This window comes from Photobacterium sp. WH77 (genome assembly GCF_022014395.1).
Taxonomy (GTDB): domain Bacteria; phylum Pseudomonadota; class Gammaproteobacteria; order Enterobacterales; family Vibrionaceae; genus Photobacterium; species Photobacterium arenosum.
Genome location: NZ_JAKLTE010000004.1, coordinates 232,013 through 251,218 on the forward strand (window position 1 = coordinate 232,013; position 19,206 = coordinate 251,218).

At 47.9% G+C, this 19,206-nt stretch carries 15 protein-coding genes and 1 tRNA gene; 6 read left to right on the plus strand and 10 right to left on the minus strand.

The window, feature by feature from the left end; genetic code table 11:
• Positions 1–125: 125 nt before the first annotated feature.
• From L6J37_RS06180 to L6J37_RS06195, 4 genes are read left to right on the plus strand one after another with little or no spacing between them, the layout of a single operon-like run.
• On the plus strand, positions 126–1,325 hold the full coding sequence (locus L6J37_RS06180) for an MFS transporter (RefSeq protein WP_237794525.1): 1,200 nt from the start codon (positions 126–128) through the stop codon (positions 1,323–1,325).
• Positions 1,322–1,894 (plus strand): hypothetical protein, encoded by a 573-nt coding sequence (locus L6J37_RS06185; RefSeq protein WP_218386402.1) that lies wholly within the window; start codon positions 1,322–1,324, stop codon positions 1,892–1,894. The genes L6J37_RS06180 and L6J37_RS06185 overlap by 4 nt, the downstream gene beginning before the upstream one ends.
• Positions 1,884–2,285 carry a hypothetical protein gene (locus L6J37_RS06190; protein WP_218386401.1) on the plus strand — a complete coding sequence of 134 codons (402 nt, stop codon included), beginning with the start codon at positions 1,884–1,886 and terminating at the stop codon, positions 2,283–2,285. The genes L6J37_RS06185 and L6J37_RS06190 overlap by 11 nt, the downstream gene beginning before the upstream one ends.
• Positions 2,278–2,889, plus strand: a complete 612-nt coding sequence (locus L6J37_RS06195) for an SCO family protein (RefSeq protein ID WP_218386400.1) — start codon at positions 2,278–2,280, stop codon at positions 2,887–2,889. The genes L6J37_RS06190 and L6J37_RS06195 overlap by 8 nt, the downstream gene beginning before the upstream one ends.
• A gap of 108 nt (positions 2,890–2,997) precedes the next feature.
• Here the strand turns inward: L6J37_RS06195 and L6J37_RS06200 are convergent, their stop codons facing one another.
• The 3 genes from L6J37_RS06200 to L6J37_RS06210 form a co-directional block, all read right to left on the minus strand.
• Positions 2,998–4,596, minus strand: a complete 1,599-nt coding sequence (locus L6J37_RS06200) for a sensor domain-containing protein (protein ID WP_218386399.1) — start codon at positions 4,594–4,596, stop codon at positions 2,998–3,000.
• 379 nt (positions 4,597–4,975) lie between these two features.
• Positions 4,976–6,625 carry a bifunctional diguanylate cyclase/phosphodiesterase gene (locus L6J37_RS06205; protein WP_237794527.1) on the minus strand — a complete coding sequence of 550 codons (1,650 nt, stop codon included), beginning with the start codon at positions 6,623–6,625 and terminating at the stop codon, positions 4,976–4,978.
• Positions 6,626–6,927: 302 nt separating this feature from the next.
• The gene (locus L6J37_RS06210) at positions 6,928–7,842 is read right to left on the minus strand and encodes a LysR family transcriptional regulator (protein ID WP_218386397.1); all 915 of its coding nucleotides are present in this window, start codon (positions 7,840–7,842) and stop codon (positions 6,928–6,930) included.
• Positions 7,843–7,951: 109 nt separating this feature from the next.
• On the opposite strand from L6J37_RS06210, the gene L6J37_RS06215 reads away from it, so the two are divergent.
• Positions 7,952–8,818 (plus strand): MBL fold metallo-hydrolase, encoded by an 867-nt coding sequence (locus L6J37_RS06215; RefSeq protein WP_237794529.1) that lies wholly within the window; start codon positions 7,952–7,954, stop codon positions 8,816–8,818.
• Complete coding sequence (locus tag L6J37_RS06220) at positions 8,812–9,441, plus strand: DsbA family protein (protein ID WP_237794531.1); 630 nt, start codon at positions 8,812–8,814, stop codon at positions 9,439–9,441. The genes L6J37_RS06215 and L6J37_RS06220 overlap by 7 nt, the downstream gene beginning before the upstream one ends.
• A gap of 98 nt (positions 9,442–9,539) precedes the next feature.
• Here the strand turns inward: L6J37_RS06220 and L6J37_RS06225 are convergent.
• The 7 genes from L6J37_RS06225 to uvrY all read right to left on the minus strand — a co-directional run bounded on the left by L6J37_RS06225 (position 9,540) and on the right by uvrY (position 18,907).
• A tRNA-Cys gene (locus L6J37_RS06225) sits at positions 9,540–9,613 on the minus strand.
• Between the two features lie 202 nt (positions 9,614–9,815).
• On the minus strand, positions 9,816–10,949 hold the full coding sequence (gene nspC / locus L6J37_RS06230) for a carboxynorspermidine decarboxylase (protein ID WP_237794533.1): 1,134 nt from the start codon (positions 10,947–10,949) through the stop codon (positions 9,816–9,818).
• A gap of 77 nt (positions 10,950–11,026) precedes the next feature.
• Positions 11,027–12,271 carry a carboxynorspermidine synthase gene (locus L6J37_RS06235; RefSeq protein WP_218386394.1) on the minus strand — a complete coding sequence of 415 codons (1,245 nt, stop codon included), beginning with the start codon at positions 12,269–12,271 and terminating at the stop codon, positions 11,027–11,029.
• Between the two features lie 69 nt (positions 12,272–12,340).
• Positions 12,341–15,226 (minus strand): pyridoxal phosphate-dependent class III aminotransferase, encoded by a 2,886-nt coding sequence (locus L6J37_RS06240; RefSeq protein WP_218386393.1) that lies wholly within the window; start codon positions 15,224–15,226, stop codon positions 12,341–12,343.
• Between the two features lie 561 nt (positions 15,227–15,787).
• Complete coding sequence (gene pgsA / locus L6J37_RS06245) at positions 15,788–16,345, minus strand: CDP-diacylglycerol--glycerol-3-phosphate 3-phosphatidyltransferase (protein ID WP_027252439.1); 558 nt, start codon at positions 16,343–16,345, stop codon at positions 15,788–15,790.
• Positions 16,346–16,427: 82 nt separating this feature from the next.
• Positions 16,428–18,263, minus strand: a complete 1,836-nt coding sequence (uvrC, locus tag L6J37_RS06250; RefSeq protein ID WP_237794534.1) for an excinuclease ABC subunit UvrC — start codon at positions 18,261–18,263, stop codon at positions 16,428–16,430.
• The gene (gene uvrY / locus L6J37_RS06255) at positions 18,263–18,907 is read right to left on the minus strand and encodes a UvrY/SirA/GacA family response regulator transcription factor (protein WP_027252441.1); all 645 of its coding nucleotides are present in this window, start codon (positions 18,905–18,907) and stop codon (positions 18,263–18,265) included. Before uvrY ends, uvrC begins: the two co-directional genes overlap by 1 nt.
• Positions 18,908–19,206 lie beyond the last annotated feature (299 nt).

Sequence of the window (19,206 nt, forward strand, 5' to 3'; positions counted from 1 at the left end):
CTATAACAATAAAGACTCATGAATAGTATTCACGACTCAAAGGGATTTCGGCCTATTTTTCTTCCCTTTGCTGAATCTTAATATTCAGGCTCCAACAACAAATCCTGTTACTTCAATGAGGCATTATGTTCAGAAAAGTATCCGCCAATCATCCGCTGGTTTATTTTTTCCTGGCATTTATCACTATGGCCGGACTTTCCTATATTAATTTTCTGCCGGGTATGGTTAATGCACTCGCAGGCAGTATTGGTTTTAGTGATGCGCAGGCCGGACAGCTTGTTGCGCTCAATGGCTACGGTGGCCTTTTGGGCAGCACTGTAGCTATTTTTCTGGTGCGCCGAATGCCTTGGCAGTCTGCCATGTATACGTTTTTAGCCCTGCTAGCTGTCGTTGATATAGGGACTTTATGGATTGAAACCTACAGTGTCATGCTCGGCTGGCGCTTTTTAGCCGGGCTTTTCGGTGGGCTTTGTGTCGGTATCGGCTTTTCTGTACTGGCCAGGTTAAACAATGCGGATCGTGCTTTTGGCACCTTGTTACTCATACAGTTCAGCCTGGGCGCTGTGGTAATTTACCTGCTGCCGGCACTTGAAACGCTGCTGAGCGCTTATGCGGTATTTTATGTCATGGCAGGCTTTGCATTATTGAGCCTGATTATGATGCTGTTTCTGCCTTCTCTTGCCAGTGAGCGCAAGCCAGTCAAACAATCGGTGTTGTTGACCGAGCTAAATGGCAATGCAGTGTTACTGATGCTGGCCATCACCGCCTATCAGCTTGCCGCCAGCGCTATCTGGACTTATGTCGGGCGCATCGGCCTCGGTGCGGGCATTAGCACGGATAATGTCAGTCTGTATATTGCAATAACCGGATTGCTGGGGTTATTGGGGGCAATGTTACCTGTGATAAGCGGCAACCGTTTTGGTCGTTTATCCTGGGTTCTCGCTGGTGTTGCTCTGTCGAGCATTTCTGCGCTCTTGCTCAGCGCCTCGCCGCTCACCCCGCTGCTTTATGTCACTTCAATGACGCTGCTGTTTTTTTCCTGGCCTGCCGTTCAGTCTTATTTGTTAGCGGTAACGGCTGACATGGACAGCACAGGGCGTCTTTCAGCGCTGGCGGCTGTTGTTTCTTCCGTCGGTTTAGCGACAGGCCCGCTGCTCGCTTCCGGCTTATTAGATAACGGTAACTTTTCGGTCATGCTCTATACCTGCGCCCTGGTCTTTTTCTCGTGTCTCTTTCTGTTATTCAAGCCTGTTCAGGCACAGGAAAGAACAAAAACCGGTGTGCTGCCACCTCACTATCAGCCAAACACTAAGGACCCAATATGATTCGCTATCTGTTCAGCAAGATGCTTCTGGCATTCAAAAACCGTTACGATTACGACATTCGTTATCAGCAGGATATTCTGAAAACCGATCTTGGGGCTTTCCTGAAGTTTATGGGATTCCAGACCATGTCTTCCCATTCGGGTAATTTACCCGCAGGGCCGCTGTATGCCGCCAGAATACGCGCCATTCTCTGGGACGATTGCGGCCCATGCACCCAATTGGCGGTGAATATGGCTCTGGAGGCAAAAATAAGCCCGGATATTGTACAAGCCATTATCAATAAAGATTTAAACAATCTGCCTGATGATATTGCCCTGGTGGTGAAATTTACTGAATCTGTATTGGCTCATCACCCTGAAGCGGATGATTATCGTGAGAAAATACTGGCTTTGTGGGGCCCCAAAGGGCTGATTACAATTGGTTTTGCCATCAGTGCTTATCGGGTTTATCCGGCCCTGAAATACACTTTGGGCTATGGGAAAACCTGTCAGCGAATTCAGATCAACGCACCATACATCACACCTGAGCGGGGCGCTGCATTAACCGGGGAGGCTGAGAATGCTGAATAAATGGAGCATCAGAATAGCTGTGCTGCTCGGATTGGCAGCATTGGGTAACGGTGTGTTTATGACGCTCGCCCCTGAGCCCTGGTATTGGATGGTGCCGGGCGTGCCAGACCGGGGACCGTTCAATCAGCACTTTCTGCGTGATATCGGCATGAATTACAGCCTGATCGGTGCCGCTTTTATTTGGGGAGCGATTGACACCAGACATAGCTTGACGCTTTGGTTGATGCCAACTGCCTGGTTAACCGGCCATGCCATTTTCCATGTGTGGGAAGTGCTAGTTGGCATCTGCGGGCCTGAATTTCTGATCATTGATTTTGGCGGCGTTACACTGCCCGCATTGCTGGCGCTGTGGCTGATTGTGGCCAAGTATAAGGAACAGGCGCATGAATAGTACAAAGCGTGTTTTTCTATTACTTAGTCTGAGTATCGCCTTGGGGGCAACATTAGCTATCGTAGCCCTCGGACTCAACGCACAGCAATCCAAGACACAACAAGCCATTGAGTGGCTGGACAACCCGCGCAGTCTGGCAAGTTTTAGCCTTGAATCTGAGGTCGGTGAGTTTACTAACCAGTCATTAATGGGGCATTGGACCATTGTATTATTTGGCTTTCTCCATTGCCCTGACATCTGCCCAACCAGTCTGGCACAGCTATCAAGACTCTCTGCCGCCCTGACAGAAAACCCTGGCGAACATGATGTTAGTTTTGTGTTTGTGTCTGTTGATCCCGGACGGGATTCAGTTGTCGAACTCAGCCAATATTTGCAGTACTTTAATGCTTCAATTCACGGTGTAACAGGTAGTGAGCCGCAGTTAACGCGCTTTGCCAACAGTCTTGGCATCCGTTTTGAAGTCTCAGCAAACAAGGAAGACTACAGCGTTGCACATTCCGTAACATTTTCCATTATCGACCCTGAAGGCGTTTTCCGCGGGCGGTTTAGCCCGGACTTCGATATGCCCAGCTTAGTGCGGGACTTTACAACCAAACTGAATTGAATTTAACCAACCCGAACAGAGTGACTGACACATTGATGCTACAGGTACTGCATAAACCTCAAATAATCAGTATCAGCGGTCAGTACATATGGCTTTGGCAGGGCGAATTTATACAGTTTCAGATTCAATAATCGCCTTGCCGCTCTTGGGTTTATGAAAATAAAACCCTTGTATCAGATCAACTCCGGCTTCTTTAACCCGTTCCGCCTGAGCATAGTCTTCAATGCCTTCAGCAACCACAGTGATGCCTTTCTCGTTGCACATGCTGACCAGAAATTTCACATAGGCTCGGACTGCGCTGTTCGCTTCCATTTTTTTAATAATGGCTCTGTCCAGTTTAAGCTGGGTGAACGGGATGGAGAAAAAGGTGTTGAAAGAGGTATATCCGGAACCAAAATCATCCAGGGAAATGGTGAATCCTGCCTCATCCAGTGCCAGCAGCTGCTGTACGGCAAAAGGATTCGATTCAAGAATGACAGACTCTGTCATCTCTATCGTCAGATTTTCTGGTTGTAGCTGATAGTGGCGCACAATAGCGAGAAAATGGGCAACAAAGTCAGGCTGCATCAGCTGAATAACCGATACATTCACCGACGCCTTAATGACGCGGGAATGGGCCTCTCTGTATTGATTTAAAAATTCACATGCCAGCACAAGTACATGGTAGCCCAGTTCGACAATATCCCCGTTTTCTTCCGCAACACTGATAAATTCAGTAGGCATGATCTCGCCATACCGAACACTGTTCCAGCGAACCAAAGATTCCACACTCACTGTTTTTCCTGTTGCAGCACAGACAATGGGCTGAAACAACAAATATAATTCTTTGTCTGTAATTGCTTTTTTTAATCCGGTTTCCAAAAAGAGATGGCGTTCAATCGATCGCTTCTCTTCATCCGCATAAAAAGAAATACAGTCGTCTTTTTCTGAACCGTGCCGCATGATTAACGTTGATTTATATAACAGCGATTCAGCATCTTCACTAAGGCAGTTATCTTCTTTCAACAAATAAACACCCACATTCAGTGACTGTAATGTCGACTGATGAAAAGAGCGAAAGCGTTGTTCAAAGTCAGTAAGCACTGAGGCAATTTGTTGTTTCAATACGCTCTCAGAGTAAACACCCTTCTGTAACACTACAAATTCATCTGGCTGTGTTTTGTATACGTTTTTCGAGCCAAAGGCTTCTTTCAGACACTCAGCACAAAGCAATATGATACTGTTGCCCGCTTGGTAGCCAAATACATCCATTATTTGGTTTATTTTATTTAACCCAAATGTCATTATCGCCGCATGACTTTTGGCTTCCAGCAACTCTGTCAGGGTTTCAATTAATTTACGTCTGTTATTAAACCCAGTCAGTGAATCACAATAAGCCAGCTGATACAGCTTGTCCTCATATTGCTTTTTTTCTGTGATATCTTTATGCGCGCCGACCATATACAGAAGATTACCGCTGTCATCAGCATGAATAACACCGACCGCTTCAATCCAGTGGTACTCACCCTGCCGGTTGCGCACACGGTACTGACTGATAAAACGGGTTATTTTCTCTGTAACCTGAGTGCTAATATTTTCAATAAACTGGCTTTTATCATCAGGATGCATAATGGCTATCCACTCATCCAATGGTGAGCCGTGTAATGACACATCGAAGTTTTCATAAAAGTGTGTGTTATAGAAATTCACCATATTATCTGGTGTCATTTCCCACAAACCTTCACTACCAGCATCAAATATTTCCAACAACCTATGCTGATTATTAACAACTTTATTGTCGATAATGTCAGATTTCACGTTAAGCCCAGTTGAGTACCAGTAAAAAATGAAGCGCGTAATATACCATACAAGGATAAACGATTAACATATCAACAATAGTGAATAATTACTCTATGAAGAAAAACAGCTTAACCCACTAGCTTTAATTTGAAATTAAGATAAATCAACTAAAATATATAGGAAAATCAGTATCAATAAGAAAGATTATAGCTACACTAGCTACTGTATATTCTTAGTCATGCTTCAATAAGTATTCAGAGCATATTCCATTATGCTCTGAGGTAACATTGCCCTGTTCTGGCGACGTTCAATCGGGACTGATTTCTAACTCGAGCAATTTTTGTCCTACCATAGGTCGATAGAAGTAATAGCCTTGCATTAAATCAACTCCGGCTTCTCTGACTAATTCGGCATGAGCAAGATCTTCTATGCCTTCTGCGACGACAGAAATTCCTTTTTCACGACACATAACAACCAGAAATTTGACATAAGAGTATACGGATGAATCATCAGCCATTTTTTTGACGATGCATCTGTCGAGTTTGAGCTGAGAAAAAGGAATAGAAAAGAAGGTGTTGAAGGAGGAATACCCGGAGCCGAAATCATCCAGTGAAATTGAAAACCCTAACTCATTCAGAATCAGCAACTGCTCAACAGCAAATACATTGGTTTCTAATACGGCCGATTCGGTCACTTCCACTGACAGATAACTCGGGGATAGCTGATACTGATTGACAATTGCCAGAAATTTACGAACAAAATCTGCCTGCATCAGTTGGATAACAGAAATATTCACAGATACTTTAAAATCATGCTGGTGCTGTCGGCGGTACTCCGCAATATATGAGCACGCCAAATCCAACACATGATATCCCAATGGAATAATGTCCTGATTGGCTTCCGCAATCCCAATAAATTCTCCCGGATTAATTTCGCCATAACTGGCGCTGTGCCAACGCAGCAATGACTCGACACTCTTGATCTTCCCGGTCGTTGCGCACACTATCGGTTGGAACATTAAATAAAATTCATCATCCTGAATAGATTTCTCTATGCCGGTTTCCAGAAAAAGATGCCGCTCAATGGCTCGCTGCTCATCGTCTGCATAAAACGCAATGCGTGAATCGTGCTCTTTGCCGTGGCGCATAACCAGCATAGATTTATATAAAATAGATTCTTCATCTTCAGCCGCTGCAGAACCACCGGGTAATTGATAAACCCCGGCATTTAACTTTTGAATTGTGGTGTCGTGAACGGCACGGAATCGCTGATCAAACAGTGTGATCGCTTTATTGATAGTGCAACATAGCGTTGATTTTTCAGGGCAGTCTTTGAGCATGACAACAAATTCATCGGAATACGAACGGAAGATCAGATCGGTGTCAGTAAAGACTTCAGTAATCGCCTCAGAACACAGCTTTATCAACTGATTACCAGCCTCAAAACCAAAAACTTCGACAAACTGACTAAACTTCGTCAGCCCAAAAGTAATGATAATGCCCGGTACACCATCCGCCTGAATGACGTTAAGTTGCTCAACCAATTGCCGACGATTCCACAAACCGGTCAGTGAATCCCGGTAAGCTAATTGGAATAATTTTTCATCATGCAATTTTTTTTCAGTGATATCTTTATGTGAACCAACCAGATATTGCAGTTCGCCATGCTCGTCGGTATTCAGTACACCCACAGCTTCAATCCAGCGATAATCATTCTGCCGATTCCGAATCCGGTATTGGCTGGTAAAATAGCTGATCTTCTCCGTCACCTGTCGATTCACATTATTTTGGAATTGTTCAACATCATCAGGATGCACAATGGCAATCCACTCATGAATTGGAGAACCATTCAAGTTCACGTCAAAATTTTCATAAAAACGCGTATTATAAAATTTCACCACATTCCCTGGCGTCATCTCCCACAGGCCTTCACTGCCCGCATCAAAGACTTCTAACAACCGATTCCGGTTTACAGCTAAATTGATGTTGATAATGCCTGATTTCACGCCTTGCCCAACTCACTAACCAGATCGAAAAATGAGCGCGCAATATACCATATTAGGATATGCTAAATCACACCCATAAAGCGGATATGTGTTTCAGCTACCAACATCGAGAAAAAACTCCGCGTAAAACCAACTTTGTTATATAAGTCAAAGTAATACTGCTGTTAACTCTCAATTTACCAGAAGGTATGACTTATCTCACATTTACAGTAATGAGAAGCCGTACCTGGTTCACAGAAACTGTTCACTTTTATTTACATCCCGAATTCATTCGGCTTTGCAGGCCAATGATTGTCTTCAAAATACTGTGCCAGGTGATCGATCAGTCCCCGCACCGCCGGCAATAGATATTCTCTTGCGGGATAAAGTGCATATACCGACATTGATTTGGGTACCCAGTCCGCTAATACCACGGCTAACCTGCCCGCTTGAATATCTTCACTAACCAGATACGTGGGTTGCACTGCAATTCCCGCTCCTTCTATCGCCGCGGCTTTCAATACGGTCGCCTCGTTTGAAATGAATCGGCACGTCACTTCTACCGACTCAGTAACGTTATTTTTCGTCAGGTGCCACACATGTTGCTCGAAACTACGATTACCAAGGCATTGATGATGACTGAGATCCGCCGGTACCTGTATATCAGACGACCGCTTAAGATAGGAAGGTGACGCCACGATCACAGAATCGCAACCTGCTATCGGCTTTCCGATTAATGACGGATCCGGCGCCATAGCAATACGAATGGCTAAATCGAATCTTTCTGCAATCAAATCTGTTACCTGATCGCGGACATCTATTTCAACAGAAACCTCAGGGTTGAGCGCTAAAAATGGCTGTATTGCCTTAGCAAGCTGCGCATGAGCGAAAGACATACTGGTCGTCAATCTGACATGACCGGTGAGCCGGTCTGCAGGCTGCAATGTCACCGCAATATGCTCGGCCTGCTCAACCCAAAGCTTGATTTCTTTCAGGCACTGCTGGCCTGCAGTTGTTAATGCCACTTTGCGGGTTGTGCGCTGTAACAGCCGGGCTTTCATCCACTCTTCCATGGTGGCGATATAGCGGGTCACCATAGAGCGGGACATCTCCAGCCGATCTGCTGTCGTGGTGAAACTTTCGGTCGTTGCGACATCAATAAACACTTTTGCTGCCGTGAGTCTGTCCATCTATTTGTCCGATTTAAGAAACAATGTTGTTGATAATTGATTCTATATCCAATCAAATAAAATCACTATGATGCATGCCATTCCCAATGACATTCGCTGGAGCGAACACATGAAAAAGACATTCTTAATGGCAGCCTCCCTTGTAGCACTTTCTACCGCCACTCTGGCCGAAGCGGCGCCGCTTTCAACTCAGGTGTATAACGCCGATGGCAACAGCTTCCATGTTAATGCCACCCTGGTCTATGGCGAGTATGACGCCATGCTGGTCGATACCGGTTTTACCCGTGCCGATGCCATGCGTATCGCCGCTATGGTGCTGGACAGTGGCAAAACACTGAAAACCATTTTCATCAGCCAGGCCGATCCGGATTACTACTTTGGCGCACAAGTGCTGAAAGAACAGTTTCCTGAAGCACGCCTGATCACCACGCCTGCAGTCCGTGCGGTAATTAAAGAGAAAATGGCGGGCAAACTGGCATTCTGGACACCCAAAATGGGTGACAACGCACCAGTGAAAACTTTGCTTCCTGACGCGTATGCACAGACCACTTTAACAGTTGACGGTGAGACGATTGAAATCCGTGACACCAGTAGCGAGCTGGCGCACCGCCCTTACCTGTGGATCCCGTCCAGTAAAACCGTGCTGGGCAATGTTGCCGTATACGGTAATGTTCACCTGTGGATGGCCGACGCACAGACACCTGCTGAACAAACCGCCTGGGCACAGCAGTTGGAAGCCATGCAGGCACTGAAGCCGCAAACTGTCATTCCGGGCCACATGAAAGCGGGCACGCCAATGACGGCTGAAAACATCACGTTTGCCCTGAACTACCTGAAGGCATTTCAGCAAACCGTGAAATCCAGTGACAACAGCCAGCAAGTCATCAACACCATGGAGACACGCTACCCGGATGCTGGCCTGCCGATGGCGCTGAGCATAGGTGCAAAAGTCCACATGGGAGAGATGAAATGGTAAATACTGGCGTGACGGTCCATTACTTTTACGACCCACTTTGCGGCTGGTGCTTCGGCGCCTGCCCGCTGATTGAACACCTGGCTGAGCGCGATGATATTGAGCTTATACTGCATCCCGGAGGCTTGTTTGACAGCAGAGCACTCGACAAAGCGAGCCGCCAGCACTTTCTCGACAGTGATCAGCGTATCCACGCCCTGAGTGGCGTCATCTTTGGCGATGCCTATCAGACAAAGATGCGACATGCAGACACTGTGGTTCTTGATTCCATCGTGCCGGTACGTGCCATTCTGGCAGCCGGGCAATGCGGGAAATCGGCGTTAGAGATGCTCAAACGGATCCAGCTTGCCCATTATCAGCAAGGCAAGACGGTGCATGATGAAAAAGTATTAACCGGGCTGGCAGCCGAGATGGGCATTCCGGCTGAGATCTGGCGTCAAGCGCTCATCACGGCGGATGAGGGTTCCGTTATTGCCCGCACAGCCAACCTGATGAGGCAACATCAGCTGAGCGGCTATCCGTCAATGACGGTTGAGCAGGACGGGCAATTGAAACATATCCCGCTACAGGCCTATTTCGGCAAGCCAGCAGAATGGGCGGCCTACTGGGCTTCGCTGTCCGGCTAACAAGATGACGACTTTTCGAAGGTACAAAAAAGCCAGCTGAAATGCTGGCTTTTGTCTGTTTTGCACAACCAGGCTGAATAGTTCAGCGTGGTGAAATATGGAGGCGCGTCCCGGAGTCGAACCGAGGTCCACGGATTTGCAATCCGCTGCATAGCCACTCTGCCAACGCGCCATTTTGTGATACCGCTTCATTGACTGCGGTGCGGGTGCTAATTTACTGATTTTAAAATTTGAGTCAAACACTAATTGATGTTTTGGGTTTAATTGTTCAAATTTTCTCTCAAGCAGTTAAAAACTGCACCAAAGTGTTGATGGCACCGATAAAACAAAGGCCGGTCAGTAACCGGCCTTCTATTTTTCGTTTGGGCAGAATCTTAACTAACCGACCACTGCGACAACGAGCGTTTGAAGTCTTCATAGCCGAATTCATTCAGCTTTTGTACTTCGCCATTCGCACGCTGGCAGTAAATCGACGGCATTTTCAGGCCGTTGAACCAGTTCAGTTTCACCATGGTGTAACCGGCACTGTCCAGGATGTGCAGACGCTGACCAATTTTCAGCGGCTGATCAAACTGAGTGACACAGAACTGATCGCCGGCCAGACATGAGCAACTGCCAATCACGTAACGGTGATCACCACTCTCACTTGCGCCACGGATCGAAGCAGGTTCGTTATAGATTAAGGTATCCAGACGGTGCGCTTCTGTCGCGCTGTCGACGATGGCTGTTTTGAGCTCATTTTCTACAATATCAACCACAGTCACTACCAAGTCTGTGGTTTGAGTAATGATGGCTTCGCCCGGCTCCAGATACAGCTGAACACCGTGTTTTTCAGAAAACGCTTTCAGCGCTGCTGCCAGTTTCTCGACATCGTAGCCCGGCCAGGTGAAGAAGACGCCGCCACCCAGACTCACCCATTTCAACTGATCCAGATATGCGCCGAACTGCTCAGAAATATCATCCAGCAAACGAATAAAGGCATCCACATCTTTGTTTTCACAATTCATGTGGAACATCACACCATCGATACTGCTAAATACTTCCGGGTTGATGTGATTAACCTGTACGCCCAGACGAGAAAACTGACGTGCCGGGTCGGCCAGATCCTGACCTGCATAGCTGACACCAGGGTTCAGGCGCAGGCCCAGTTCAGCCTTACCTTCCACCAGATGACGGTGCGCTGCCAGCTGATTTTGCGAGTTAAAAATCATTTTATCGCAGATATCCGCGACCTCTTTGACGTCATCTTCGCTGTAACCCACGCTGTAGGCATGCGTTTCACCACCGAAGGTGTCATAACCCAGCTTCACTTCAAACGGGCCACTGCTGGTGGTGCCGTCCAGGTACGGTTTGATGATGTCAAACACACCCCAGGTAGAGAAACACTTCAGGGCCAGAACCAGTTTAACGCCGGACAGTTCTTTCAGTTTCTTGGCAATTTCAAGATTGCGGATCAGTTTGCTCTCATCAATCATGAAATACGGGGTTTTTAATTCAGGATGCTGCATATTCTAAGCTTCTATCTAAAGAAGCCGGTGTCGTTTCCAACGCCGGCTTGAATATGGTTAACTCAACAGTCGGTGACTTACTTGAGAATATTAATCAGTGGCTGGCGAGGTTCCAGCTCCTGAACATGCCAGTCCAGGCCAATTTTCGGCATAGTTGCCAGGAATGGGTCCGGATCCAGCTGCTCCATATTGAACACACCGGCATCTGCCCATTTCCCGCCAAAGTACTGCAATGCTGCAGTAATCGCAGGTACACCTGTGGTGTAGGCAATCGCCTGATGCTCAACATCTTTGTAAGCCACTTCATGATCAGCGTTGTTGTAGATGAACACGCTGCGAGGCTCGCCACCTTTGGTGCCCTGCACCCAGGTACCGATACAGGTTTTACCTGTGTAACCCGGTGCCAGCGTGGTTGGATCCGGCAGCAAAGCTTTCAGCACTTTCAGCGGCTCAACAACCGTACCGTCACCCAGTGTGACAGGTTCAGGACTCAGCAAACCGATATCGCGCATGCAGTTGAAATAGTTCAGGTAACTGTCACCGAAGCCCATCCAGAATTCGATACGTTTCGCCGGGATGAATTCTTTCATTGAACGCACTTCGTCGTGCGCCATGGAATACACTTTTTGCGAGCCGACCAGAGGGAAATCGAATTCCATCATGCGGGTGTGACAGCCAACCTGCTTCCACTCGCCGTCTTCCCAGTAGAAAGAGTCGCCCTGAATTTCCAGCATATTGGTTTCAGGATCGAAGTTGGTCGCAAATTTCTTACCGTGATCGCCAGCATTGACGTCCATCACGTCGATAGAATCGATCTCATCGAACAGATGCTTCACTGCATAGGCAGCAAAAACGCTGACTACGCCCGGATCGAATCCGGCACCCAAAATACCTGTGATACCCGCTTCTGCAAATTTGTCACGGAAAGCCCACTGAGGGTCATAGGCTTCTGGCACTTGCTGGCCTTCGCTACAAAGGTCAACCGCCACTGATGTATCCAGATAGGACACTTTCGCCTGATAACAGGCTTCCATGATTGCAACGTTAACCCAAGGAGGACCAGCGTTAATAACAAGATCTGGCTGAACCTCTTTGATCAGTGCCACCAGGGCATCGACATCGTCAGCATCCACGGCACGAGCCTCAAGCTTCTTGCCTGGATCTTTCATATTGTTGCGACCCTTGATGGATTCAATGATCTGTTCGCACTTGTTCACAGTACGCGAAGCGATAGTAATATCACCTAACACATCATTGTTTTGAGCAGCTTTATGGGCAATAACCCAGCCAACACCCCCAGCACCGATTTGTAAAATTGCCATTTAATTCATTCCGTCTTCTTCAGATAAAACATTGGCTTGCTCCAGCCCCACTGGAGCAAGCCACGTCATTCAGTCAACCAGTGAACAAGCAAGCTGGTTAACTTCATTTAGCAGGTTCTCAAAATCTGCCATGGTCAGACATGGGTTGAGAATCGTAAGCTTGAGGGCAATTTTGCCATCAACTACGGTTTCACCCAATACTGCAACACCTTTCACCAGGGCCTCAAAACGCAATTTTTTGTTCAATTGGTCAAGATCAGCCTCTGTATTTCCGACATAGCGGAACAGTACTGTCGACAGTGCAGGATCAGCCAGTAGTTCAAACTCTTCTGACTGGTTGATCATGTCTGCAACCTGTTGTGTCTGACCCAGCAGGTGATCATACATAGCACCCAGTGAATGTGTGCCAACAGCTTGCATTGTCATCAGTACTTTCAGTGCATCAAAACGCTTAGTTGTCGCGATAGACTTATCAACCAGGTTAGGAACAATATCGTCTTCGCGGTTCAGGTAATCTGCATGGTGCAGCAGATACTTGAAATTACTCTTGTCTTTGATGATCACCGCACCACAGCTGATTGGTTGATAAAACAGCTTGTGGAAGTCCACGCTGATCGAATCCGCACGCTCTATGCCATGCAGACGCGTTTTGTGACGGCTGAGGATCAGCGCACCACCGTAAGCACCGTCTACATGCAACCACATCTTGTTCTGAGCGGCGATATCTGCCAGACCATCCAGATCATCAATCGCACCGTGGTCTGTTGTACCCGCTGTACCCACTACCGCAAACGGCAGCAAACCATCACGCTTGAGTTCATCAATACGCGTAACCAGCGATGCCAGTTTGATGGTGCCGTCCGGATGCGTATCCACGGTTTCTACCGCATGCTCACCCAGGCCCATCAGCGAAGCGGACTTCTGTACGGTGAAGTGCGATTTCTTCGAGCACAGAATGCGCATCTTGCCAGCATACTCAGGCAGACCTTGCTTCTGAATGTTATGGCCCGACTGGATATCTGCAAACCGGTCACGTGCCAGCAACAGACCCATCAGGTTGCTCTGTGTACCACCACTGGTGAATACACCATCAGCTTGCTTGTCGTAACCATAGACACCGCACAGCCAGTCGACCACTTTCTGCTCAACAAAGGTGGCAGCCGTTGACTGATCCCATGAATCCATAGACTGATTCAGAGCCGCAATGAATGCTTCAGCCGCTACAGCCGGTACCAGTGGTGGCGTGTGCAGGTGCGCAATGCAGTTAGGATGCTGAACAATGATTGAGTTTTTGGCAATCAACTCGCCAGCCTGGTCAATCACAGCATCCAACGGCAGTTGCTGATCATTCAATTCAATATTGTTGATCAGGTTTTTCAGCACCTGTGGCTCCATACCTGAGTACGGCGCAGTGGTACTTTCAAATACTTGTTTCAGTACTTTGGTTGTCTGGTTCAGCGCAGCTTCGAACTGATCAGCACCACCTTCACCGGTTTGGATGAAGAATGAGCGCCATTTGTCGGCATCGCTGGCCGCTGACTTTTCAACCACTTTCGCTGGACCGGCAGTAGCGATAATCGCTTTGCTCAGTGCATCCAGCGCAAAATCAATTTGCTCCAGGCTGATGATCAAAGGTGGCAGGAAGCGCAGTACAGAACCCTGACGACCGCCTTTTTCGATGATCAAACCGCGCTCCAGCGCAGCACGCTGAATTTGCATTGTCAGTTGAGGATCCGCTTCCGGCTCGCCGAATTTGTTTTTCTTGCCGCCTTTGACGATCTCAACACCCAGCATCAGGCCTTTGCCACGCACTTCGCCGATGCAGTCAACGTAAGTAGCAATGCGCTCCAGACCTTCGCGCAGGTACTGACCCGCCACGCGGGCATGCTCAACCAGGTTGTCACGACGGATAATTTCCAGTGCTTTCGCACCAGTTGCCATCGCCAGCTGATTGCCGCGGAAAGTGCCTGTGTGTTCACCCGGACGCCAAGTGTCAACCGACTTGTCGAAAATCAGCACAGACATAGGCAAACCGCCACCCACAGCTTTAGACAAGCACAGGATATCTGGGGTAATGCCAGATTCTTCGAACGCGAAATTGAAACCGGTTTTACCGATACCACACTGAATTTCATCAAAAATCAGCAGGATGCCGTGTTCTTTGGTAATACGGCGCAGTTCACGCAGCCAGAATGCCGGAGCAGGAATCACACCGCCCTCACCCTGTACGGGCTCAACAATGATCGCAGCCGGCTTTTGTACGCCACTCTCATCATCGTTCAGCATACGCTCGAGATAACGCAGCGTTTGTTTCGCCCCTTCATCACCGCCGATGCCAAACGGGCAGCGCAGGCTGTACGGGAACGGCATGAAGTGGACGTCAGCCATCAGACCCTGGCGGCGTGCCTTGGTGTTCAGGTTGCCCATCATGGCCATAGTACCGTTGGTCATACCGTGGTACGCGCCATGGAAGGCCATCATCACGTTACGGCCAGTGGTTTGCTTGGCCAGCTTGATAGCCGCTTCTACAGCGTCTGCTCCAGACGGACCGCAGAATTGAATGCGAGCATTGGCAGCAAACTCATCCGGCAGGAAGTTCATCACTTCACGGATAAATTTATCTTTTACTGGTGTCGTCATGTCCAGCGTCTGATACGGGATACCCGCATTCAGCTGGTCAATGATTGCTTGGTTAATCTCAGGATGGTTGTAACCCAGGGCCAGAGTACCTGCGCCTGCCAGGCAGTCCAGAAAGACCTGGCCACGACTGTCTTCAACCAATACACCTGTCGCTTTCATAATCGCCAGCGGCAAACGACGCGGATAAGAGCGAACTTCGGACTCATAATGCTCCTGACTGAGCAGCAACTCATCTGGGGTCAGGTCATACAGGTCATGAACTACAGGAACATTGGACGCATGCTTGACATCGTCAAAATCAAACACATTACTCATTGGTTTTTAATCCAAAATAGTGAAGCCCACCAAAGGTGGTACTTTTGAGTATAAAAGACATTGATAAGTCAGTAACTTATCGGTAAAGCGCACTCAGCACACAACTAACAACCCCAGCGATAAACATCACTGTAGTTTGATAGATAGTCAGCTGAAGACATGGTGATCGGACGATCAAGGCTCAGTAATAATACTGCAATTGGGTAAGACAAAGCTGATTTGGGTTAGAGACGTTAAAGTATTCACAGTTGGGTTCCCTCAATGATGCCCTTGCTTCATTACGCAAGATTGCACTATTAATGCCCTTCTACTGACAGCGCCATCGCTAGCAGTACCTACGGATCGTCAACATGCAATCAGCCTGAGTTCATGATGACGGATGTGTCTCAGATATGTTGCCCCCTGAGATTGCGCGAAAAATAACATATTGCGCTTTTCATTGCCAAGCAGAATTTGCGATTGAATAAAAAAATTCATCTACTTTGTTTCAACACACTGGTTACAAGCGAAAAAGAAAAGCGGCCAAGGCCGCTTTCTATCAATAGGTAGGTGATTGTTCTGTCACATATTGTCGGGATGGAGTAAATCACCCTTTGCAGCTTTCAGATACAGGTACATTGACCAGTAAGTCAAAATTGTTGCAATGTAGAGGGCAACAAAACCCACTGTCTCCAACAGCTCGTTGGGATGCCACATCAGCATCACCAGAGCAAACATCTGCGCGGCCGTTTTCACCTTGCCCACCCAGGAAACAGAAATACTGGAACGCTTGCCCAGTTCAGCCATCCACTCGCGCAATGCTGAAATAATGATCTCTCTGCCTATCATGGTAATCGCCGGTATGGTTACCCAAACGGAATGATAGTGTTCTGTCACCAGCACCAGCGCCGTAGCTACCATGACTTTATCGGCAACCGGGTCAATAAAAGCACCGAATCTTGACGTCTGGTTCAGTTTACGGGCCAGGTAACCGTCAAACCAATCTGTGATACCTGCTATGGTGAAGATAAGAGCGGTGGCAAACGGTGACCATTCGTAAGGTAGGTAGAAGGTAATCACGAAGAATGGAATGAGCACCAGCCTGATGAAACTCAGGATATTTGGAATTGTTAAGCGCATATTGTTCGTTCTTATGTTTAACGTATTGTGCCTGCCAACGAAAGCCTTTCCGCTGTAAACAGACCTTAAGGGTGCCGCAAAGCTAGCCGTGTTGCAATGCGTCGTATATTTTTTCGGCCAGAGATCGGCTTATGCCCGGCACTTTCTCGATTTCTTCCCTGCTTGCGCGTTTCAGTTCCTGTAATCCCCCCATGTACTTCAACAATGCCTGTCGGCGTTTCGGCCCGATACCTTCAACATCTTCCAGTGTACTTCGTTTACGGGCTTTTCCACGCTGCGCCCTGTGACCACTGATAGCATGATCATGGCTTTCATCACGAATGTGCTGAATTAAGTGCAGCGCCGGTGAATCGCCAGGCAATGAAAATTCTTCTCCGGTGACCAGCAACAAAGTTTCCAGGCCGGGTTTTCGGGTTGTGCCCTTCGCCACCCCCACCAGCAGCGGCCTTTTTGGCCAGTCACTGCACAACGGACTCACAACCTCATGGGCGCGGGAAAGTTGCCCTTTGCCCCCGTCGATAAAAATAATATCGGGGATCTTATCAGGATCAATCTGTTTACTATACCTGCGATTCAACACTTGTCCCATCGCAGCATAATCATCGCCGCCCGTGATACCGGTAATGTTAAACCGTCGATACTCAGCCTTGACCGGCCCTTCCTGATTGAAGACAACACAAGACGCTACCGTTTTCTCGCCCATCGTATGGCTGATGTCAAAGCATTCCATACGGGAAAGTGAGTCTAGTCCCAGCAATTCACGCAGTTCCGTCACACGCTGATGAACCGTCATTTTATGGTTGAGTTTGCTGGTTAATGCTGTCAGGGCATTGGTTTGCGCCAGTTTCAGGTAGCGGGCGCGATAGCCCCGGGCCTGTGAACGCAGTTCGACTTTACGACCTGCAACTTCAGTCAGCGCAGCAGACAGGGCCGCCTGTTCATCACCCAATGATTCACTGACAAGAATAGCGGAAGGAATGGTCCGCCCTTCCGCCTGATTGAAATAGAACTGACTGATGAAGCTGGTGATCACCTCATTCATATCCGTATCGGCTGGCATACGCGGAAAATAACTGCGGCTGCCCAGCACCTTGCCCTGACGGATGAAGAGGGCATGAATACACGCCATGCCTTTATCGTGAGCGATACCTATAACATCCAGATCATCGTCGCTGTCCTGGCTGACAAATTGCTGCTCCTGAATTCGGCGCAACGCCTGAATCTGATCCCGGTAACGTGCCGCCTTCTCAAACGCGAGCTGCTGACTGGCCACTTCCATTTTGTCCACCAGCGAAGTGATCACCTGACGGTCTTTGCCCTGCAAGAAAAGACGAACAAAATTGACCTGCTCAGCATACTCTTCATCGCTGACGAGCCCCTTCACACAAGGGCCAAGGCAACGGCCAATCTGATACATCAGGCAGGGACGGCTGCGATTAGCATATACCGAGTCTTCACATTGCCGGATAGGAAAGATTTTCTGAAGAAGGTGCAGACTTTGGCGGACAGCGCCTGAATCCGGATACGGGCCGAAGTATTCGCCTTTGCGTTTCTTCGCCCCCCGGTGAACCGCCAGTTTCGGATGATGCTGGCCGCTCAGAAAAATATAGGGGTAAGACTTATCATCGCGCAGCAGTACATTATATTTGGGGAGGTACTGCTTGATGTAGTTATGCTCGAGGATCAGGGCTTCTGTTTCGGTGTGCGTAACAGTGACATCGATTTTACAGATGTTGCGTACCAGCGCCCGGGTCTTCTCACTCGACACCTGAACACGGAAGTAACTCGCCAGCCGTTTTTTCAGATCTTTGGCTTTACCGACATAAATAACGTCACCAGCCTGGTCATACATCCGGTATACACCAGGCTGGTTTGTGACTGATTTCAGGAAACTTTTTGCATCGAAGGTTTCTGACACTACAAGGTCTCTGTGTCTAACATGCCATGACGAATTGCGAGGTGGGTCAGTTCGACATCACCATTGATATCCAGCTTATTGAACAAGCGATAACGGTAGCTGTTTACCGTTTTAGGGCTTAAGTTCAGCTGCTCAGAAATCTCGGTCACTTTCTGGCCTTTGGTAATCATCATCATGATTTGTAATTCACGCTCAGACAAATCCTTAAACGGGTTCTCTGAGTTGGATGCAAACTGGCTCAGCGCCATTTGTTGTGCAATTTCCGGTGAAATATAACGCTGACCACTATTGACTGTGCGAATAGCGTTGACCATTTCATCGGCACCTGCACCTTTGGTCAGGTAACCACAAGCGCCGGCTTGCATCACTTTAGTCGGGAATGGGTTTTCCGTATGGACAGTCAGCACGATAATCTTCACATCCGGATTGAAGCGAAGGATCTTTCGTGTCGCTTCCAGCCCACCAATGCCAGGCATATTCATATCCATCAGGATTATGTCGGCATGCTCGTTTCGACACCACTTTACGGCGTCCTCACCACTGATGGCTTCCCCTACCACTTTAATACCACGGACATCTTCCAGAAGACGTCGGATCCCTGTGCGAACCAGTTCGTGATCATCTACAAGGAATACATTGATCAAGCTGTATCTCCAATATGATTTGGCTCTGCACCCTGCCGGAATTGGCGGGATAACTTTTGCTGATAGTACCCAATTTTGCCTGAACTTGGAATGTTCTCACAGACTGTTTATGTGTAAAAGCACACGAATTACTCATCGTATTAAGCCACATAAACGGATGAAAACATCCTGTTTCAGCCTGTTAAGTCAAAAATATACAGGGACAGTAACCTATGAAGCAGTGCAGAATAATATTCAGTATTACCGGGCTGTTATAATCCACAAAATAAAAAAATGCTACTCCCATATTCATTCATCAC

Bases quoted from the DNA above. Each gene is read 5' to 3' on its own strand.
- L6J37_RS06190 (WP_218386401.1), top strand. From the start codon at position 1,884: ATGCTGAATAAATGGAGCATCAGAATAGCTGTGCTGCTCGGATTGGCA.
- L6J37_RS06235 (WP_218386394.1), bottom strand. From the start codon at position 12,271: ATGGCAATTTTACAAATCGGTGCTGGGGGTGTTGGCTGGGTTATTGCC.
- L6J37_RS06185 (WP_218386402.1), top strand. From the start codon at position 1,322: ATGATTCGCTATCTGTTCAGCAAGATGCTTCTGGCATTCAAAAACCGT.
- L6J37_RS06240 (WP_218386393.1), bottom strand. From the start codon at position 15,226: ATGAGTAATGTGTTTGATTTTGACGATGTCAAGCATGCGTCCAATGTT.
- pgsA (WP_027252439.1), bottom strand. From the start codon at position 16,345: ATGCGCTTAACAATTCCAAATATCCTGAGTTTCATCAGGCTGGTGCTC.
- L6J37_RS06210 (WP_218386397.1), bottom strand. From the start codon at position 7,842: ATGGACAGACTCACGGCAGCAAAAGTGTTTATTGATGTCGCAACGACC.
- nspC (WP_237794533.1), bottom strand. From the start codon at position 10,949: ATGCAGCATCCTGAATTAAAAACCCCGTATTTCATGATTGATGAGAGC.
- L6J37_RS06195 (WP_218386400.1), top strand. From the start codon at position 2,278: ATGAATAGTACAAAGCGTGTTTTTCTATTACTTAGTCTGAGTATCGCC.
- L6J37_RS06180 (WP_237794525.1), top strand. From the start codon at position 126: ATGTTCAGAAAAGTATCCGCCAATCATCCGCTGGTTTATTTTTTCCTG.
- L6J37_RS06220 (WP_237794531.1), top strand. From the start codon at position 8,812: ATGGTAAATACTGGCGTGACGGTCCATTACTTTTACGACCCACTTTGC.
- L6J37_RS06200 (WP_218386399.1), bottom strand. From the start codon at position 4,596: ATGACACCAGATAATATGGTGAATTTCTATAACACACACTTTTATGAA.
- L6J37_RS06215 (WP_237794529.1), top strand. From the start codon at position 7,952: ATGAAAAAGACATTCTTAATGGCAGCCTCCCTTGTAGCACTTTCTACC.